Origin of the sequence: Micromonospora cremea, from assembly GCF_900143515.1 — a bacterium.
Taxonomy (GTDB): domain Bacteria; phylum Actinomycetota; class Actinomycetes; order Mycobacteriales; family Micromonosporaceae; genus Micromonospora; species Micromonospora cremea.
The window spans coordinates 2,308,089-2,327,249 of record NZ_FSQT01000001.1 but is presented as its reverse complement, the minus strand read 5'-3'; the positions used below and the strand labels follow the sequence as shown (position 1 = coordinate 2,327,249).

At 71.8% G+C, this 19,161-nt stretch carries 17 protein-coding genes; 6 read left to right on the top strand and 11 right to left on the bottom strand.

Annotated features, from left to right (window positions below):
• Positions 1–23: 23 nt before the first annotated feature.
• Positions 24–740 carry a YoaK family protein gene (locus BUS84_RS10700; RefSeq protein ID WP_074310988.1) on the top strand — a complete coding sequence of 239 codons (717 nt, stop codon included), beginning with the start codon at positions 24–26 and terminating at the stop codon, positions 738–740.
• A gap of 209 nt (positions 741–949) precedes the next feature.
• On the top strand, positions 950–4,789 hold the full coding sequence (locus BUS84_RS10695; protein WP_074310986.1) for a S8 family serine peptidase: 3,840 nt from the start codon (positions 950–952) through the stop codon (positions 4,787–4,789).
• A 49-nt stretch (positions 4,790–4,838) separates the two neighbouring features.
• Here BUS84_RS10695 and BUS84_RS10690 read toward each other — a convergent pair whose 3' ends face one another.
• The 5 genes from BUS84_RS10690 to BUS84_RS10670 all read right to left on the bottom strand — a co-directional run bounded on the left by BUS84_RS10690 (position 4,839) and on the right by BUS84_RS10670 (position 9,185).
• Positions 4,839–5,804, bottom strand: coding sequence for a helix-turn-helix transcriptional regulator (locus BUS84_RS10690; protein ID WP_074312468.1), 966 nt, complete (start codon positions 5,802–5,804; stop codon positions 4,839–4,841).
• 120 nt (positions 5,805–5,924) lie between these two features.
• On the bottom strand, positions 5,925–6,551 hold the full coding sequence (locus tag BUS84_RS10685; RefSeq protein WP_074310980.1) for a response regulator: 627 nt from the start codon (positions 6,549–6,551) through the stop codon (positions 5,925–5,927).
• On the bottom strand, positions 6,548–7,798 hold the full coding sequence (locus tag BUS84_RS10680) for a sensor histidine kinase (RefSeq protein WP_084757326.1): 1,251 nt from the start codon (positions 7,796–7,798) through the stop codon (positions 6,548–6,550). Before BUS84_RS10680 ends, BUS84_RS10685 begins: the two co-directional genes overlap by 4 nt.
• Positions 7,799–7,803: 5 nt before the next feature.
• On the bottom strand, positions 7,804–8,259 hold the full coding sequence (locus tag BUS84_RS10675; RefSeq protein ID WP_074310978.1) for an ABA4-like family protein: 456 nt from the start codon (positions 8,257–8,259) through the stop codon (positions 7,804–7,806).
• On the bottom strand, positions 8,256–9,185 hold the full coding sequence (locus BUS84_RS10670; RefSeq protein WP_074310976.1) for a hypothetical protein: 930 nt from the start codon (positions 9,183–9,185) through the stop codon (positions 8,256–8,258). Before BUS84_RS10670 ends, BUS84_RS10675 begins: the two co-directional genes overlap by 4 nt.
• Before the next feature lie 166 nt (positions 9,186–9,351).
• On the opposite strand from BUS84_RS10670, the gene BUS84_RS10665 reads away from it, so the two are divergent.
• On the top strand, positions 9,352–10,101 hold the full coding sequence (locus tag BUS84_RS10665) for a VOC family protein (RefSeq protein ID WP_208869568.1): 750 nt from the start codon (positions 9,352–9,354) through the stop codon (positions 10,099–10,101).
• Positions 10,102–10,202: 101 nt separating this feature from the next.
• A complete protein-coding gene (locus BUS84_RS10660) occupies positions 10,203–10,970 on the top strand; it encodes a hypothetical protein (RefSeq protein ID WP_074312462.1) in 768 nt (255 codons plus the stop codon).
• 50 nt (positions 10,971–11,020) lie between these two features.
• Here BUS84_RS10660 and BUS84_RS10655 read toward each other — a convergent pair whose 3' ends face one another.
• Positions 11,021–11,686, bottom strand: coding sequence for a permease-like cell division protein FtsX (locus tag BUS84_RS10655; protein WP_244298558.1), 666 nt, complete (start codon positions 11,684–11,686; stop codon positions 11,021–11,023).
• 150 nt (positions 11,687–11,836) lie between these two features.
• Between BUS84_RS10655 and BUS84_RS10650 the strand changes: the two genes are divergently transcribed.
• On the top strand, positions 11,837–12,259 hold the full coding sequence (locus BUS84_RS10650; RefSeq protein WP_074310972.1) for an ASCH domain-containing protein: 423 nt from the start codon (positions 11,837–11,839) through the stop codon (positions 12,257–12,259).
• 236 nt (positions 12,260–12,495) lie between these two features.
• On the opposite strand, the gene BUS84_RS10645 is transcribed toward BUS84_RS10650, so the two are convergent.
• Positions 12,496–14,025, bottom strand: a complete 1,530-nt coding sequence (locus BUS84_RS10645; protein ID WP_074310970.1) for a TROVE domain-containing protein — start codon at positions 14,023–14,025, stop codon at positions 12,496–12,498.
• Between the two features lie 796 nt (positions 14,026–14,821).
• Here BUS84_RS10645 and BUS84_RS10640 point away from each other — a divergent pair.
• Positions 14,822–15,778 (top strand): LysR family transcriptional regulator, encoded by a 957-nt coding sequence (locus tag BUS84_RS10640; RefSeq protein ID WP_074310968.1) that lies wholly within the window; start codon positions 14,822–14,824, stop codon positions 15,776–15,778.
• Here BUS84_RS10640 and BUS84_RS10635 read toward each other — a convergent pair.
• From BUS84_RS10635 to BUS84_RS10620, 4 genes are read right to left on the bottom strand one after another with little or no spacing between them, the layout of a single operon-like run.
• Positions 15,739–16,941: a vWA domain-containing protein gene (locus tag BUS84_RS10635; RefSeq protein ID WP_074310966.1), complete on the bottom strand. Its 1,203-nt coding sequence runs from the start codon at positions 16,939–16,941 to the stop codon at positions 15,739–15,741. The genes BUS84_RS10640 and BUS84_RS10635 overlap by 40 nt on opposite strands.
• A complete protein-coding gene (locus tag BUS84_RS10630; RefSeq protein WP_074310964.1) occupies positions 16,938–17,723 on the bottom strand; it encodes an SRPBCC family protein in 786 nt (261 codons plus the stop codon). Before BUS84_RS10630 ends, BUS84_RS10635 begins: the two co-directional genes overlap by 4 nt.
• Positions 17,720–18,589 carry an AAA family ATPase gene (locus tag BUS84_RS10625; protein ID WP_074310962.1) on the bottom strand — a complete coding sequence of 290 codons (870 nt, stop codon included), beginning with the start codon at positions 18,587–18,589 and terminating at the stop codon, positions 17,720–17,722. The genes BUS84_RS10630 and BUS84_RS10625 overlap by 4 nt, the downstream gene beginning before the upstream one ends.
• Positions 18,586–19,161 carry a nucleotidyltransferase family protein gene (locus tag BUS84_RS10620; protein ID WP_074310959.1) on the bottom strand — a complete coding sequence of 192 codons (576 nt, stop codon included), beginning with the start codon at positions 19,159–19,161 and terminating at the stop codon, positions 18,586–18,588. Before BUS84_RS10620 ends, BUS84_RS10625 begins: the two co-directional genes overlap by 4 nt.

Below are 19,161 nucleotides of genomic sequence, written 5' to 3'. Positions count from 1 at the left end.
CAATCTTTGGAGGATAGCCGACAGTGTCGAGCACAGCGCCCCACGTCATCAGCCCCTCCACCACAACGCCGGAACGGCAGCGCCTCCTGCGGCGCCGGCAGGCCCTCGTCGTCGTGCTCACCTTCCTGACCGGGAGCGCCGACGCCATCGGCTTCCTCTCCCTCGGCGGAGCCTTCTCCAGCGTCATGACCGGCAACATGGTCCTGCTCGGACTCTCGGCGGGCAGAGGCGATGCCGAGCTGGCCCTGACCTCAGGCTGCGCCATCGTCAGCTTCATCGTCGGCGTCCTCGCGGGTGCCCGCCTCGTCGGCTCGGCACAGCCGGACGACCCCGTCTGGCCACGGCGGGTCACCTGGGCGCTCGTCCTGGAACTCCTGGTGTTCGTCGTGTTCCTCATCGTCTGGGAGGTCAACCTTTCCCACCACGACGACCACGTGGACCTCGCGCTCCTGTTGCTGTCGGCGGCGGCGCTGGGCGTGCAGAGCAGTGCGATCCAACGCTTCGGCGTACCGGGCCTGTCCTCCACGTACCTGACCGGGACCCTGACGAGCCTGATCGCCGGCGTCGCCGCGCGCAGCCCGTGGGGCAGCCTGCGGCCCAAGGCCCAGGTCCTGCTGGCCCTGATCACCGGCGCCGCGATCGGCGCCCTGGTCGCCCTGCACCTGCCAGTGGTCGCGCCGGCGCTGCTGATCGTGCCGCTCGTGCTCGTCATCGTCGTGTCCGCGCGGATGAGGGACTGAACGTCCACCGGCCGCGGTGACGCGCCGATGTCGGTGGGGCCAACCGGGGATGGCGGAGACCCGCCATGTCCGTGCTTCGCCAGCGATCATGCTGCTCCCCCCGACGCCCGGCGACTGAGAATCGGCGGCGGCGGTGTCGGCCTTCCCGGGCGACCGCCTGAGGGAGGGACGTCTTCATGCTCAGATCCAGACACCGGACACCCCGGGCCATGAGTGCCATCGGCGCGGCACTGGCCGTCGTGTTGGCGCTGCCCACCGGCGTCGCCGTGGCCGCACCCACGCCCACGCCCACCGGCGGCACCGTCGACCCGCTGCGCAAGGTGGACCCGCGTGTGCTCGGGCCGGCCCGCACCGGCGCCAGCACCAGCTTCTTCGTCGAGTTGACCGACGAGGCCAAACTGGACCAGAGCGACCTGGACCGCGTCGAGCGGTCCGTCGGCGGGCGCGCCGGACGTGTCGCCCGCACCAAGCGGGTCTACGAGGCCAAGGTGGCGCACGCCGAGAAGACCCAGCGCGGGCTCCGCTCAGTGCTGCGCGACCGGCACGCCGACTTCACCCCGTACTGGATCGCGAACGTCATCGAGGTCAGCGGCGACCTGGGCCTGCTCACCGAGTTGGCCGCTCGGGCGGACGTCGCGCGGATCACCGCGATCGGCGGGACCCGGCTGGAGGAGCCGGTCCGCACCGCCGGGGCGTCCGCCGACACCACCCAACTGCCCTGGAACCTCGGCTCGATCGGCGCCGACAAGGTCTGGCGCGAGTACGGCACGCGCGGCGAGGGCGTCGTCGTCGGCAGCATCGATTCCGGCGTGCAGTACGACCACCCGGCGCTGGTCCGGCAGTACCGCGGCAACGACGACGACGGCACCTTCACCCACGACTACAACTGGTTCGACCCGACCGGGATCTGCCTGCCCTCGACGCCCTGCGACAACTACGGGCACGGCACCCACACCGTCGGCTCCATGCTCGGCGACGACGGCGAGGGCCGGATCACGGGGGTGGCCCCGGGCGCCACCTGGATCGCCGCCAAGGGTTGCGAGGCCAACTACTGCAGCAACAGCTCGCTGCTCGCCGCCGGCCAGTGGATGCTCGCGCCGACCGACCACAACGGCGAGAACGCCCGCCCCGACCTCGCGCCGGACATCATCAACAACTCCTGGGGCGGCCACGACGGTGACCCCACCTTCTACGACACGATCATCGACTCCTGGGTCGCCGCCGGTATCTTCCCGGTCTTCGCGGTGGGCAACGAGGCGGAACAGATGCCCGAGCCGTGTGGCACGGCCGGCCACCCGGCGATCAACCCGCTGGCGTACGCGGTCGGCGCGACCGACGCCAACGGTGTGATCGCCGCGTTCTCCAGCCGCGGGCCGGGCCCGGACGGCACGGTCCGCCCCGACGTCACCGCCCCCGGCGTCGGCATCCTCTCCACCGTCCCGGGCAACGACTGGGGCCTGAGCGACGGCAGCTCGATGGCCGCCCCGCACGTCGCGGGGGCGGTCGCGCTGGCCTGGGCGGCGGTGCCGAACCTGCGCCGTGACCTGGTGACCACCCGCGAGTTGCTGGACCGCACCGCACACGACGTCAACGACCTGCAGTGCGGCGGGACCCCGGCCGACAACAACGTCTACGGCGAGGGCCGGCTCGACGCGTACGACCTGGTGACCCAGGCATCGACCGAGCAGCTCGGCGGTGTCGTGGTGCATGCGACGGTGGGCGGGTCCGCCCTGTCCGGGGCACGGATCACCCTCACCTCCGCTCTGGTCACCCGCAGCGCCCGCAGCGACGCACGTGGCATCGTCCAGTTGGGTCGTGTTCCGGCCGGCGAGTACACGCTGACCGCGTCGTTCTTCGCGCGGAAGACCGTGCGGCAGACGATCACCGTGCCGGCCAGCGGCACGACCAACATGACGCTGGACCTGTCCGAGCCCGCTGCCTGGCAGCCGATCCAGGGCCGGGTCACCGACCCGGCCGCAAAGCCGGTCGTGGGTGCCCGGCTCGCCCTCGTCGGCGAGACGTTCCCGGCGTTCGTCACCGATGCCGAGGGCCGCTACAGCGGGATGCTGCCCGAGGCCGACTACGACCTGCTGGTCGAGTACGGCCGGTGGCTGGCACCGAAGACGGTGGCGTTGACCGTGGACGGGCCCGAGACGGTGGACGTGGCGCTCGTCGCGAAGGCCGACCGGCACGGTTACCGGGCCGGAACCGCCACCGCCGGTTGGACCGATGGCGGCAGGGTTCTCGCCCTGACCGGCGACACCGCGAGCCGGGGCGTCGACCTGCCGTTCCCGATGACGTTCTACGGCAGCACCTACCGCCGGATCACCGTGCACACCGACGGATACCTGACCTTCGGGGCCGACGCGACCACCTCAATCGGCGACAACGGGCCGCTGCCCGCGCCGGCGGTCTCCGCCGCGGCCGTCTACGCGTTCTGGGACGACCTGGTCCTGGACCACGCCTCGACCGTGCGCACCCAGGTCACCGGGGCCGGTATGAACCGGCAGTTCGTGGTCAGCTGGACCCGGGCCGCGCTCAAGAGCGCGCCGAAGAGCCGCGTCGACGTGCAGGTGCGCCTCGCTGAGAACGGCAACGTCACCATCGAGTACCGCAGGCTCGACGCCACCGCGGCGGCGACCGGCGGTTCGGCGACGGTCGGCATCGAGGACGCCACCGGCCGCGACGCGTTGACGTACTCCCGCGACGAGCAGGTTCTCGACGCCACGAGGGCGGTCACTTTCCGGCTTCCCGGTCGCGGTCTGCTGCGGGGCACGGTGAGCGACGCGAACGACCGCCAGCCGTTGGCCGGCGCGACGGTACGGGTCGAGTCACCGAACGCCCCGCAGCCGATCACCGCGACCACCGACGCCGACGGCTTCTACCAGTTGGAGGCGCCGGTCGGGCCGGTCACCGTGACCGCGTTGCAACCGGGCTACGACCTGCCGAGCACCTCGACCGCCCTCGCCGAGGCGAAGGTGGTCAAGCGTGACCTGGCACTGCGTACGCCGCTGCTGCTGGCCAACCGGAGCGCGGTCGCGCTGACCGCACGGGCCGGGGAGACCCGGACCGCGACGGTGACCCTGACCAACCGGGGTGACCTGCCGGCCACCTGGTTGGCCCGGGAAATCAACTCGCCCACCCCGCCGGCCGGCATCCCCGGTCGGGTGCTCAGCTCGTTCCCGGTGAAGGAGCTCTACAACGCGTTCGGCGTCGGGTACCGCAACGGCGAGTTGATCGTCTCCAACTCGTACCTGTTCGGGCAGATGCAGCGCTTCAGCACCGACGGCCGGTCCCTCGGCAAGGGCGTGCTGCCGATCGGCGGCTGGCCGTCGGACATGGCGTACGTGCCGAACCGGGACCTGATGTGCGCGCCGAAGATGTCGTTCGTCGGGGACCTGCCGATCGTGTGCTTCGACCCGGACACCCTGGAGGTGAAGGAGACCATCACCGGACCGTGGGCCGGCAAGCTCTACTACGGGCTGGCCCACCGCGCGTCGGACGACACCTTCTACCTCAGCGGCGACGGGGCCATCCGACACCTCGCCGGCCTGTCCCACCCGCAGCCCGGGTCGGTGCTCGGCGAGTGCACCCCGCCCATCCCGTGGATGACCGGGCTGGCCCTCAACGAGGAACACAACGTGTTGTGGGGCATCAACCAGGACTCCAAGGAGTCGATCTGGGCGCTCGACCCCGCCACCTGCCAGCCACTCGCCTCGCTGCCCGACCCGGACCCGAACCCGCTCAGCGGCGCCGGGCTCGACCTGGACGAGCGGGGTGACCTGTGGGTGCTCGGTAACGCGACCGGCCGGCCGTACGGCAGCAAGGTCTACCACGTCGACGGGTCGCTCCCGGCGTACAGCGACGTGCCGTGGCTGTCCGCCGCCGGGTCCGGTCAGGTGGAGCCGGGGGCCAAGGTCGGCCTGACCGTCACCGTCGACACCACCGGACTGGCTCCGGGTACGCACGTCGCCACGCTGCTGGTCACCAACAACGGTGCGAAGGCGGCGGCTACCCCGATCACCGTGTCGGTCACGGTCACGAAGTGAGGACCGGGGCCTGCCGACACCTCCAGGGTCGGCAGGCCCCACCTCGGGCTCAGAGCCAGCCGTTGCGGGCGACGAACCAACCGAGCTGCATCCGCGTGGCGCTGCCGGTCGCGTCCATCAACTGCCGCAGCCGCCGCTGCACGGTACGCAGGGAGATGCCCAACTGGGAGGCGACCGCCTTGTCGGGCAGGCCGGTCATCAGCAGCGACAGGATCTGCCGGTCGGTCGGGGTGGGTGCGCCCTGCCGGTCGACGTCGTCGATCACGGCCGTGGCCGGGGCGAGCCGCAGCGGCGTGGCCCGGTCCCACACCTCGGTGAACAGCGCCACGAGCACCTCGACCCAGGTGACACCGCGGACCACCAACGCCCAGGGTTCGATGCTCTCGTCCCGGGTGGGGAAGGAGAGCAGCGCCACCCGACGGTCGGCGACGGCGAGCTTTCCAGGCACGTTCGTGGCGACCCGCGCCTGCTCCCCGGCGGCGACGAACCGGCCGATGTGGGCCGCGGCGCCCGGCCGCTCCAGCCCACGTCGGTCGTAGACGACGCGGAAGCGCACGCCCCGGTCGAGCAGCTCCACCTCGGTCGGGTTGTCCTGCAGCACGGCCGCGTACGGCGGGCGGTCGAAGCCCAGCACCTCGTCCTGGGCGCCGCGCAGGAACTGGTCGAACGCCTGCATGATCGCGGGTACGCCGACCACCAGCTGGACTCCCTGGTCCATCGGGTCCACCGCGCGTTGCTCCCGCAGCCACTCCCACAGGCCGACCCGCGCCTCCTGGAGCTCGCGCATCCGCTGATTGAGCAGCGACTCGATGGCCAGGTCGGGGGGAGCGGCGCCGGCGCGGCCGGCGACCAGGCGTACCAGCCCGGCCCGGGCGAGCGCGTCGAGCGCCTGCTCTGCCTCGGACACGGTGGTCGCGAGGCGTTGAGCCAGCTCGGTCGCGGTCCCAGCCCGGCCGCGGACCAGCTCCAGGTAGACCGTCTCCTCCAGCTCGGTCAGACCGAATGCGCTCAGCAACTGTCCACCACACCCGACTAGGGCGGCCCACCGTGCGCGCGGGCCGCTGTAGTCGATCTTGGAGCGCTCCCAGCGGTACGTCAAGGGGCACGACCACGCCGATGTCGCGCCTTCCGATCTTCAAGCGCCGCGGGCGAAGAGGGCCAGACGTACCCGGTTGGGGCTGTCGGTCTTGGTCATCAGGTTGGTGATGTGCGTCTTGACCGTGGTGACGCCGATGTGCAGCCGGTCGGCGATCTCGGTGTTGGACAGGCCCTCGGCAACCAGATTCAGCACGTCCTGCTCGCGCGCGGTCAGGCCCTGCACCGGCCGTGGCGTCTCGGCGCGGGCGTGCACCGCGCGCTGGACCAGGCGTTGCAGCACCTCGGGGCTGAACGGGCTGTCACCCACGGCGGCCCGGCGGATGCCGTCCAGCAGCTCCGTCGGTGGTGCGTCCTTGAGCAGGAAGCCGCAGGCGCCGGCGGTCAGGGCGGGATAGAGGTGGTCGTCGTCGCCGAAGGTGGTCAGCACCAGGACGCGGGTAGCGGGGCGCTCGGCGAGGATGCGGCTGGTCGCGGTGATTCCGTCGACGCCGGGCATGCGCAGGTCCATGACGACGACGTCCGGGATGAGCCGCGCGGCGAGCGGGATCGCGTCGCGGCCGTTGTCGGCCTCACCGACCACCTCGATGTCGGGTTGGGCGTCGCAGAGCATGCGCAGGCCCGCGCGGATGAGGTGCTGGTCGTCGACCAGCAGGACCCGGATCACGCCGGCTCCGGCGCGGGCGACCCGGCGGGGGCCTCGCGGTCACGGGGCACCGACACGCCCGACGTCCCGGCGGGTGCGGAGGCCACGGCCGGGAGGACGGTGCGCACCCGCCAGCCCGTCCCGGTCGCGCCCGCCTCCAGCCGCCCGCCGAGCACCTCGACGCGTTCGCGCATGCCGGTGATGCCGTGACCGCCCCCGGACGGCACCGCCGCCGGCACCGCGCCGCGCCCGTTGTCCGAGACCTCCCAATGGACGGCGCCGTCGCGGACGGCAACCACGAGGTGGGCCAGCGCGGACGTTCCGGCGTGCTTGGCCACGTTGGTCAGCGCCTCCTGGGTCAGTCGCAGCACGGCCAGGCCGCGTACCGCGTCGAGTGAGCCGATCGCCGGGTCGATGTCGGCCTCCACGGTGATACCCGCCTGGCGGGCCCGGTCGACCGTCGCGCCGAGTGCCGCCGGGAGCGCCGACGGCTCGATCGCGGTCAGCGCCGCGTCACCGCGTACCCCGTCGGGGTTGCGCAGGACCGTGACCAGCCGGCGCATCTCGGCCAGCGCTGCGGTCCCCGTGCCGTGCACGTCGTCGAACACCTCGCCCACCCGGGGGTCCAGATCCGTGAGCACGTGCCTAGCCACACCGACCCGCAGCACCATCGACGCCACGTGATGCGCGACGACGTCGTGCAGTTCGCGGGCGATCGCGCTGCGTTCGTCGGCGCGCGCGGCGCGGCTCTCCGACTCGTGCCGGCGCTGCTCCGCCTTCGCCCGCTCCACGGCCTGCCGGCCGAGCTCGCGGTTGGTCCGGATGACCAGGCCGAGCAGCAGCGGCACGCCGACCTCCAGGGTCAGCCCGAACACACCGGAGGCGACCCGGCCGATCGAATCACAGATCGAGTCGGTCAGATCGACCACGGCCAGCAGCCCGGTGGCGAGCCAGATGGTGCGTGCTCGACGCACCCGCATGGTCACCTCGAGCAACGCCCAGCTGGCGCCCACCTGGTTGATCGTGACGTCGTCGATCAGGGGGAAAGCGACCACCAGCAGCCCGGCCTGCACCGCCAGGTTGACCAGCGGCCGACGGTGGAACACCAGCCCGAGGCCGAACGCGACCACCGCGAGAACCCACTGCGTGACCGTCGGCGGGCGGCCGGCCTGCGTACCGAAGACCAGGTAGCCCACACCGCTGAGGTCGAGCAGCACCATCCGCACGAGCGTGTCCCGCGTGTCGAACAGTCGTCCCGCCCACCCCACGGAGGTCAGCCTAGGCGCTGCGGCTCGGGGGCACGAACGGCCGTCGGCCGCCGCCACCGGGTCCGCGCCCCGAGGTAGGCGGCCAGGCCGAGCGGTCCGAGCAGGATGGTCAGCACCAGCACCGGAGCCATGACCAGCGCCGGCACCCCCCGTTCCCGGCTGTCCAGCCACGCCCACCGGCCGACGAACAGATCGAACGCGATCATGTGCGCCCAGGCCGCCGCCGCGCCGTCGGAGGTGCCGAGCAGGTCGCGTACCCCCTGCAGGGTCGGCGACGCCACGGCCGGCAGCACGTCGCCGAACGCCGGGATCACCAGCAGCGCGTAGATCACCACGACCGGCAGCACGATCAGCGGCGAGGAGATGATCCGGACGGTCCACGACCAGCGCGGCAGCAGGATCATCAGCGCCCAGAACGGCGCTGCCACCGCGAACGTCAGGGTGAACAGCCAGGCGGTCATGCGGCCAGCGCCAGTTCCGGGCTGCGCCGGCGGGCCAGCACCAGGCCGGTGGCGGTCGCGGTCGCGACCACCAGGGCCGCGACGGCGGCCAGCGTGAGCGCGTCCGGGCGCAGCAGCGGCTGTCCGCGCAGGGCCTGCCAGGTCAACAACACCGTGAGTACGCCGTACGCCCCGCCCGCCACGACCACCAGCCGTGCCCGGGTGTGCTCGTCCAGCCGCGTCCCGAGGAACCGGCTGAGCAGGATCGCCAGGATCGGCAGCGCCTGCAGGGCGTGCAGCCCCACGAAGTGCCCGATCCGCAGGTCCCCGCCGGTGGTGCTCCAGCCGACCAACGGCAGCCCAGGCCCGCCGTCGAGTACGCCGACGGCGTGCGCCCCGGAGACCCCGTCGATCCCCGGCTCCTGCATCGGCAGCACCATCGGCACCGCCACGAGCATGCCCAGCAGCGACAGGCCGAGTCCCCACCCGACCGCGCGAGCGGCGGCCCGATCGGTGATCCGCCGCAGCAGCACCACGATCCCGATGACGAACTGCGCGGCGAACAGCACCATGATCGCCGCACCCATCACCGTGAAGAGGGCGGCGTTCAGTGGGCTGGTCCCGTTGTAGTGGCTGGTCGTACCGCGGAGCACCTGCCCGACGATCACCACCATCTCGATCGCCGCCATCGCGACGATGACCGTGCCCGCCCACTCCGCGACCCGGCTCCGGCGCGGCAGCAGGGAGAGCATCCAGGCGAGGGTCGTGCCGTACACCACGAAGGACACGGCGAACTTGAACGGCTTGAGCCAGATCGGCGACCCGGTGAGAACGCGCGAGTCGACGACGATGCCGACCGCGGAGATGACGGCCAGCACCGCCATCGCGTAGACGAAAACCATGAGTGGGCGGTGCCAGTGTGCCGCCCGGCGCAGCGCGATAGTCATGTCTGTAGATGCTCTCGACCGTGTCCGCCGATCGCGTCCGACCGCGAGCCCCGGTTGCGGCCACTGGTCGGAGCGGCGCCTCCTACCTGGGTAGGAGGGAACTGGGTCGTGACCCTTTCCCGGCGCTGGCACAATGGCCGGCCTGTCGACCGGACCGGGAGTGGCGATGACGATCAACGAGGACCGCGTCCAGCCGAACGAGACCACGGTGCCCCTGCTGCACTGCGTGTCGCCCGAGGAGACCCTGGCCTTCTGGCGTGCGCTCGGGTTCGAGGTGACCTACGAGCAGACCAGGCCGTACGTCTACCTGGCCTTCCGGTGGAGTGGGTTCGCGCTGCACTACGGTCGTGCGCCGAGCGGCCTGGATCCGTCGGCGGAGAACACCGGCGGCTGCTTGGTGATGGTGGACGCGGTTGCCGCGTACCACGCGGCGTTCACCGAGGCGATGCGCCGCACCTACGGCAAGGTGCTCGGCAAGGGACTGCCCAGGGTGACCCGTTACCGGTCCGGCGCGTCGCGGTTCAGTATCGTCGACCCGTCCGGCAACACCATCATCTTCATCCAGCGCGACGAGCCGGCTGAGGTGGAGTACGGCGGGTCGAAGGAGTTGCAGGGGCTGGCCCGGGTGCTCGACAACGCCCGGATTCTGCGCGAGTTCAAGATGGACGACCGCGCGGCGTTCCGGGCGCTCAACTCGGGGCTGCGCCGGCACGGCGACAACGCCCCGGCGGTCGAGCAGGGGTTGGCGCTCGCCGGGCTGATCGAACTGTCGGTTGCCTTGGGGGAGGCCGAGCGCCTGCCCGACTGGGGGACCCGTCTCCGGGCGCTGTCGCTGACCGCGCAGGAGCGTACGCAGGTGGAGAAGGCCGTCGCCGATCCCGCCGTGCTCGGGCCGTGGCTGCCCGACGTGAGCTGAGGTCCCGCCGCGTGGTGACCTCCTGGCGCTGCCTGCCCGGGCGACAATCGTTTCGGTCGGCTCGTCGCAGGGCATGACCGGGCAGAGCCGAGGAGGTGATGATGATCCGCCGCACGCCGCCACCGAGTGCCCGAGCGCGAAGGACGATTGCGCTGATCGCGCCGTTGCTCGCCACCGTCGCGCTCACCACCGCCTGCACCGTTGGGGAGGACCAGCCGGGTTCGGCTCCGTCGACCGCGCCACCGACGACCGCGTCGGCACCTACGAGCCAGGCAGACCAACCGTCTCCGAGCGCAAGCATCCGGGCGACGGTCCCGACGTCGGCCTTCGTCGAGCTGCCACCCGAACTGCGCAAGTCCGCCCGACGGGCGACGCCCGTCGCGGACGCCTTGCCGACGATGTGCGGCAACGAGTTCGGCACCGGAGGCCGACAGGTCACCGCGAGCGCCTCGATGACCGTCACCTACAAGACACCCGGCGAACCAGACAGCAACGTGCCGCAGGGCATGATCCACCAAACGATCTTCACCTTCGACGGCGACGGCGCCTCCGACTACATGCGGCGGCTGCGTGGTGCCGTGCAGGCGTGCCCCTCCTACAAGGAGGCCGGCAACCCCGTCGACGTCGAGGGGCGAGCTGTGCCCGGTGTCGGGGACGAGGCGCTGCTGGTCACCAGGACGTGGGCCGAGACGAGCCTGATCGGAGAACGAACCGGCGGCACCGCGTCCAGCCAGACAGCCGTGGCACGCGTCGACGGGGCGGTGACCGTGCTCAACGATCAGGGATGGGAGGGCACCAGCGGAAACCCCGCCATCCTGGACCGCGTCGTGCGTGACAGCGTCCGGACCCTCGACGTCTGGCAGCGCTAGCCACTGACAAGAGCCGGCAGGGCACGCGCTGCCCGGCGCGAGGTGCGCGACTACACCATCGCCACCGGGACCAGTCGCACAACGTCGACCCCGTCGAGTTTCAGAAGCTCGGCGAGCCCCGGCCCCTTCGGGTCCAAGGGCATCTGGAAGCGCAACGACGCGCGCGTCATCTGTGGGCCGAGCTGCGTGACCAGGTCGCCCTTGCCCCGGCACTGCTCGCGCAGGCGTTCGTACGCGGCGTCGCGCTCCTCGAACTCGACCGACTCCGCATCCGGCAGCGCCCGGACGGCCTTCTCCACGGTGGCTCGCTGCTCGCCGGTCACCGTCGACTCCAGCCGGACGATGACCCCGATGCGCGACGGCAGTGGGTCTGTCTGTGCGGTCCTGAGCGCCACATCCTCGACGCCGTCAACCTCAGCCATCACCAGCTCGACCGCCTCGGCGATCGAGGCATCGGTGACGGTGGCGCGAAACGACTCCGGCATGACCTCCGGCCGCAGATCCGCCAGCAGGTCCGGACTGTCCTTCAACGACTCCTTCAAGCTCTCGTACGCCTGCTCGCGGGTTTCGAGGGCGACGTCCTCGACGCTGGGCATCGACCGTAGCCGCTGCTCCACGGCACCCTTCGTGGCTGCCGTCACGTCGCTGTCCAGGAAGAGGGCCAGCGCGGCGTGTCCGCTCTCCTCTGGCTCCGAGGTGCAGGCGGACAGGGTCATCAGGAGCACGAATGCCAGTATCGGCGCAACTCGACGCATGGGGCCAGATCGTAGGCCAGCGATCCCGTGCGCGTGCTTGTGCCACCGCCATCTGCCGGCGTCCCCCGCCGTATGTCAATCGCGGCTCGTCGTACCGCGTACCCTCCCCGCATGGACCTCGTCGATGATCTGCCGCGCGCCGAGTTCGCGTTCCCCGGGCCGCTGCGGGACCAGCTGGTGGCCGCGATCCTGTCCGGTGCGAAGACCTCGACGTCCGCCCTGCTGGTCGGATACGAGGTCGCGAACGAGCCGCTGCCCGAGGTAGGGCAGCGATCCGCGGTCGTGGACTCCGAGGACCGACGGGTCGCGGTGATCGAGCTGACCGAGGTGCGTGTGCTCCGGCTCGCTGACGTCGACCTGCAACACGCCCTGGCCGAGGGCGAGGGAGACGAGTCGGTGGCGCAGTGGCGAGCGGGGCACGAGACGTTCTGGCACAGCGCGGAAGTGCGCGCGGAGTTGGGCGATCCCGGCTTCACGGTGAACGACGACACCCTGGTGGTGACCGAGCGCTTCCGGCTGGTGCACATCGTCTGAGCATCCAACGTCCGCCGGGGCAGCGCCGGTGGTCGACGGCGCCTACTCTCGCAGCCGTGGGAGCGATCAAGCCGTGGCACCTGTCCATCCTGACCCTCTGCTGTCTCCTGCCAACGGCGGCGGCAATCGCTGGTGGAATCTGGGCGGTGCGTCGAGGCCGCAACCGCCGCTGAGCGGTCGACGAGGCGGGCGGCGGCCGATCCCGCTGCGGGGCATGTTCAGCCCCGCAGCGGGCATCAGAAGGGCCACTGGTCGCGGGAGCCGGCCTCGATGAGCGGGATCATCGCGAACGCGGCGTCGGACAGACCACCGAAGGTGTGCCGGTCGCCGTCAGTCGGCGTGTGCCCGACCCGGTACCCGGCGAGGTTCCACGTGTACACCGGTACAGCTGCGGGCACCGCTGCGGCGACGTCCGCCGCACCGTGCCAGTGAGCCTGCTCATCGGTGAGGATGACCACCCGGTCGTGCCGGTCGTAGTGCTCGCGTACCGCCCTCTCGGTGTCGGTTCCCATGCCGTAGAAGTAGCCGTCGTCCTTGAACCGCCGCACCGCCGCCAGTACCGACTCGCCGCCCACTGCCGGGAACACCCGGCTGGCATTGGAGAACGACACCACCGTCGCCGCCTGCGCCCGGGCGGCCAGCGCGAGACCGAACACCGTGGCAGCGTCCCAGCAGCGCAGCGTGCCGTCCCTGCTGAACGAACTCTGCATCGAACCGGACGTGTCGATGAGGATCAGGGTCCGCCCGTCCAGGGCGGGCACGTTCACCAGGGCGTGCTGCAACGCCTTCTCCAGCGGGTACGCCCACCGCAGGCTCGGTGCCGCGTTGTACGCCGACAGGAAGCGCATCGGCAGCACCCGCGAGCCGGCGACCTCGCCGGGATCGGCGAGCCTGGCCGCCACCGCCTCGGCGACGGCGTCGCCGACTCCGGCCTGGTCGAAGTTGCGCAGGTTACGCAGCATCGCCAGGTAGCCCATGCTCGGGATGACCGACTCCCACGCGGCGGCGTCCATCGCGCCCTGTCGCCAGCCGGCCAGGGCCTCCCACGTCATACCGGCCGCGCCGAGCGCCGCCGGATCGGCGACCTCCCGGCGCTGCTCGACCGGCAACGCCATGAGCGCGTCCCGCGCCGCCAGCATCCGGAGCGACGCCGGCAGCGGGTTGTCCCGCCGGTGGCGCCGATCCAGCGCGTGCCGGAACAGGTCACCCTGCCGCTCGTCCTTCGCGGTGGGGTGGGACAGGTCGATGACGTCACCGAAGCGCACCGTGTTCCCGACGGAGTCGTACTTGAGCAGACTCCGCTCGGTGTACAGGCGGACCGCCGCGTCGGCGATGCCCCGCTTCACCGGCTTGGGCAGCGCCCGGCCATGGCGAGCCAGCCAGTACGCCAGAGCCTCGCCCGGCTCGTCCGCACGCTGCAACGCCGCGTCCACGATCGCCCGCGAACCCGGAATCGCTGCGGCAACCTGGGCGCGAGCGCCCTCCAGGGCCGCGACCACGGACGCCGAGCGCATCATCGCGCCGGACCGGAGCCACGGCACGAAACGGGAGAACCAGTCGGGGTCGGCGACGGCCACGGCGGCGACCAGGTCGCGGAAGCGAGCGTCCCGGTCCGTGGCGCCCTCGTAGAAGGTGTCCTCGCCGACCATGTTCGACACACCGAGCAGGAACAGCTCGATGCGCGGCTCACGGGTGAAGCCCCGCGCGCCCTCGGCGGTCATCGGCTGGTGTCGGCTCTTGCGCAGCTTGAGGTTGAACTTGGCCATGACGTCCCCCACGTCAGTCGGCCGGGAAGGCGCGACCACACCGCACACCCGAGATCAGAATCGGCCACGGACTAGTCCGCCGTTCTGTCCGTTGAACCATCCGCCCGAAGGCGTCGAGGGACTCGAACCCCCATCTGCGGAACCCTGAAGTAACCGTTGCCTGCGCACCGGGTGTGCGGCGTGGTCGCGCGCTCCCCGAGATCGAGGTCGGCGACGGGTGGTCTTTCACCGGAGCGTGAACCCCTCCAGATGTAACCGTCGCCTGCCGCACCGGGAAGTGCGGTCACGACCGTAGCGGTGGCGGCACCGGCCGGGCAATGGAGTTTGCGATCTCGAAAGCGAGAGGGATGTGGTCACGCCGCACGCCCGAGATCAAAAGTGGACACGGTGTTCGCGGATTCGAACCGCGAGGCCCTTGCAGGGCCGTCACCATAGAAGTAGCCGTGTCCGTCGCACCGGGCGTGCGGCGTAGGGCGCCTCCCGAGATCGAAGCGGCGACGGCGACCGGCCCTTGCGGGCCAAGGCGACCTGGGCCACTGGTCGACGCCACCCGAAGTGGCGGTGGGATTCGAACCCACGTCTCACCTTCGGAAGAGGAAGTAGCCGTTGCCTGCGCACCGGGAGGTGCCCCACGACGGTAGGCAAGCGCCCCCGAACCGGCAAGCCGATTAGTGGCGCGGGGGCGGCTGCGCTCGGGTGAACCGACGCTGGCGGCGGGGCAGTTCAGCGGGGATGATCGAGGTTCGTCTCGACGGAGAGCCGAACCAGCGATCGGGCGGGGAGGTGGGTGACGCCGATGACCCCGACGCAACTGCGCGCATATGTCGCCGTGGTCCGGCTGGGGTCCGTCAAGCAGGCCGCCGCAGAGCTGGCGGTGTCCGAGTCGGCCGTGTCGCTCCACGTCGCACAGTTGCGCAAGGAGTTCGGGGACAAGCTGTTCACCAAGACGGCGGCGGGGCTCGCGTTCACCCCGGGCGGACTCCGGCTGGCCAGTCGCGCGGCGGAGCTGTTGGGTCTGCAGGATCGGACGATCCTTGAGGTGTCCGCCGCGAAACGTGGCCGGCGGCTGCTACGGGTGGCCGCATCCAGCCTGTTCGCCGAGTTCGCCGCGCCGGGGCTGATCGAGCTGTTCGCGAAGCGGGCCGCCGACCTCGATGTCGAGCTGAGCGTGCGCAACCCGGGCTCGTTCGAGTCGCTGTTGCTGACCCGGTCCGCGGACATCGCGGTCGGGCCGCAGCCGCCGGTTGTCGACACGGCGATCACCTGCCGGCCGATGATGAACTACCGGCTCGTGGTCGTGGTCGGCCCGGATCATCCGCTGGCCGGTGTGTCGGCGTCTCCAGGGCAGTTGCGGGAGCAGACCTGGCTGCTCGGCCCGTCGGCGGCCACCGACCTGGGCGCGGTGCCCGCGATGCTGCGCCGGCTGGCCGTGCCCGACGACCGGCAGCAGATCTTCCAGAGCCACGCGGCGGCGCTGGGGGAGGCCAAGCGAGGCAGGGGCGTCTCGCCGGCGCTCTCGTTCACCGTCACACCGGACGTGCGCGACGGCCAGCTCCAGCAGGTGATGGGGCCGCACGCGACCGTCGAGGCGGTGTGGCACTCGCAGGTGCTCGCCAGTCCAGGCCCCCTGTCGGCCGCCGCCGAGCTGTCGCGGTTCTCGTCGACACCTCGGGCGATACAGGCGATGATGCGCGGCGCAGGGGTCAGCATCGGTCATTTCAGGCCGTCGGTGCACGTGACGCTCTGGAGCTGACGGGCGGCGAGCAGCAGGTCCTGGAACGTCCCGGCCGGCAGCAGCCGGTCACAGTAGGGGAGCGCGGCGGCCATGCCGCCGGCCCGGGGAGTGAAGCCGGGGGCGCCGGCGCGCGGATTCAACCAGACGATCCGGTATGCGCGACGGCGCAGTCGGGCCATCACGGCGGCGAGTTCGTGGGGCGGGTCGCTGTCCCAGCCATCCGAGCCGATCACCAGCACAGCCCCGCGGACGGCGTCCGCGTGCCGGGAGGTGAGCAGGGTGCGGAGGTTCGTGGCGATCCGGGTGCCGCCGTACCGGTCGGTGACGGCCGCGCTGGCCTGCGCGACCGCCTCGGCGGCCGACGTGTGTCGCAGCAGCACCGTGAGTCGGGTCAGCGTCGTCGCGAACGCGAACGCCTCCGCCTCGGCGACGACCGCGAACGCCCGCATCAGGTGCAGGTACGCGGTCGCCTGCGCCCGCATCGACTCGCTGACGTCGCAGAGCAGCACGACCCGGCGCGGTCGTTGTACCGGCCGCTCGCGGACGACCTCGACGGGCTCCCATCCGGTGCGGCGGGCCCGCGTGATCGTGGGCCGCAGCGCGATCCGCCGTCCGGTCGGGCTGATGGCGTGCCGCCTGGCGCGGCGGGTCGGCCAGCCGGCGACGGCCGCGCGTAGGGCGTCGCCGAGCAGCGTGACCTGTGCGGCGTCGAGCTCGTCGAATGGCCGCTCGGCGACCCCGGCGAGGGCGCTGGGGCGCCGCTCGGGCAGCCGCAGAGCGGTGTCGGACTCCGGCGCCTGAGCGACGGCCGGCGGCAACGTCGCCCACGGCAGTCCGCCGCCCGGACCATCGTCGGCCGTGCCGGTGGGTATCGGCACGTGGACGTCGTCGCGGTCTCCCGTCGGGATCGCGGATCGGCGCGATGGTGGCAGCGGCGGGGCGTCCCCGAAGACCGCTGCGAAGACGCGGTCGAACGCGCTGAGGTCGGCGTGCCGCCGGACCAGGCTGATTCGGGCGGTCCAGTAGAGCGTGGACATCGAGTCGGGTGGGCTGGCGTCGAGCGCCCGGACGAAGTCGTCGATGTCGGTCAGCCCGGCCGGGATGCCGGCGTGCCGCAGTCGGCCGGCGAACCCCACCGCGAACGCGGCCCGGTCGATTCCGCGCAGCAGCGCTGGACTCACCGGCGTGCGACCAGCCAGGCGATCACCGCGCCGACCGCGACGAGGCCGACGATCACCGGTACGAGCCGCTTGGTGATCGAACCGCCGGCGATGCTGAGCAGGTCGAGCGCTTCCGGTTCGGCGGACGGCGTGGCACGCAGGGTGGCGGCCGACGGCACTACCGATGGCGGCTCTACCGGCGAGGGCGCGACGGACGCGGTGACGGGCGTCGTCGCGACCGCTGCGGCGGACGCAGCCGGCAGGGGGCCGGGTTCGGGCTGCGCGGCGGACGTGCCGGGCTCGGACTCAGGCCGGGGGGCCGGCACGGTCGCAGCGGCGTCGGCGGCCGACGGCGTCTGCTCGGCCGCCAGCTTGGCCTCTAGGTTGGCGACGAACTGGGCCAGCAACCTGCCCGACACCTCCTTGATCATGCCGCTGCCGAACTGGGCCAGCTTCCCCGAGATCTTGAGGTCGGTGTCCACGCTGACCAGCGTCCGGTCGCCGTCCGGCCGGAGGCGGGCGGTGACCAGCGCGGAGGCGTTCCCCGTCGACCGGGCGTCGCGGCCCTTCGCGTCGATCACTCCGTGGTACGCCGCGTCGTCCTTCTCGACGAACTGGGCGGTGCCTGCGAACTCCGAGATGACCGGCCCGACCTTGACCTTCACCCTGCCGCGGTAGACGTCACCGTCGACGCCGGTCAGTTGGGCGCCCGGCAGGCACGGCGCGATCCCTTCGAGGTCGGTGAGCACAGCCCAGGTCCGCTCGATCGGAACGGCGACCGTGAACTCATTGGTGATCTTCATACCTGGCTCTCCTGGTGGCTGCCGAGCGCGGCGGCGACGACGGCGCGGTCGTCGGCGGTCTTGGCGATGGTGCCGATGGTCCGGGAAACCTCGGCGGTGGCCAGGTCGGCGGCGCCGAGCACGGACAGCGCGGCGACCCAGTCGATGGTCTCCGCCATCCCCGGCGCCTTCTCCAATCCCCGGCCACGTACGCCGCCGATGAACTGGACCGCCGTGCGGATCAGGGGCTCGGTCGCGCCCGGCACGGCCCGGCGGACGATCTCCACGGCGCGCTCCGGTTCGGGAAAGTCGATCCAGTGGTACAGGCAGCGGCGACGCAGCGCGTCGTGCAGTTCCCGGCTGCGGTTGGAGGTGAGCACCACGACGGGGGGCGTGCGCGCGGTGAACGTGCCGAGTTCGGGGATCGTCACCCCGGCCTCGCCGAGGAACTCGAACAGCAGCGCCTCGAACTCGTCGTCGGCGCGGTCGATCTCGTCGATCAGCAGGACCGGCGGGACCGGTCCCTGATGGCGTACGGCCCGCAGGATCGGCCGTTCCTGGAGGAACTCGGCGCTGAACAGGTCCGCGTCGGTGAGCCGGGCGTGCTTCGCCTCGGCGAGCCGGATCGCCAGCAGCTGCCGCTGGTAGTTCCATTCGTAGAGCGCCTCGCCGGCGGTCAGCCCGTCGTAGCACTGCAGCCGGATCAGTGGTGTCTCCAGTGCCCGGGCTAGCGCCTTCGCGGCGGCGGTCTTGCCGACTCCGGGCTCGCCCTCCAGCAGCAGCGGCCGGCCGAGCCGCAACGCCAGGAACAGGGCCATCGCCATGCCGTCGTCGACCAGGTAGTCGACGGCGTCGAGGCGGTGTCGGACGGTCAGGGCATCCTTCACGGCTCTCCCGCCAGCAGCCGCTCGTAGTCCACGCGGGTGTCCACGTCGATCGGCACCGGCCCGTCGGCGGGCACCTCGGTCACCGGGTGGCGGCCGGAGTGCAGCAGCTTCCAGACGGCCTTGTCGCCGTGCAGGTCGTACAGCTCGGGAAGGACCTCGCGGCCGAAGCGGAACGGATGGCCCAACCCGTCGGCGTACCGGCACACGGCCAGCGGGGTGGCCGCCGCGGCGACCCGGCGGACGTCGGCGGCACGCACCCCGGGCTGGTCGCCGAGGAGCAGCACGAGCGCGTCGGCGCGCGGGTCCATCGCCCGGGCGGCGGTGCTGACGGACGAGCCGCAGCCGCTGCTGAATGCCGAGTTTTCGACGACCTGGCACCCGGTGAGGTCCACCCGGTCGCGGATCCCGCTCGCCGCGCCGCCGAGGGTCACGAGCAGTTGGTCGAAGCCACACGAGCGGGCCAGGTCGAGGGTCGCGTCGAGCAGCGTCCGTCCCCGGTACGGGAGCAACTGCTTCGCCTCGCCGAGACGGACCGACGCCCCCGCGGCGAGCACCAGGCCGGTCGTGAACAC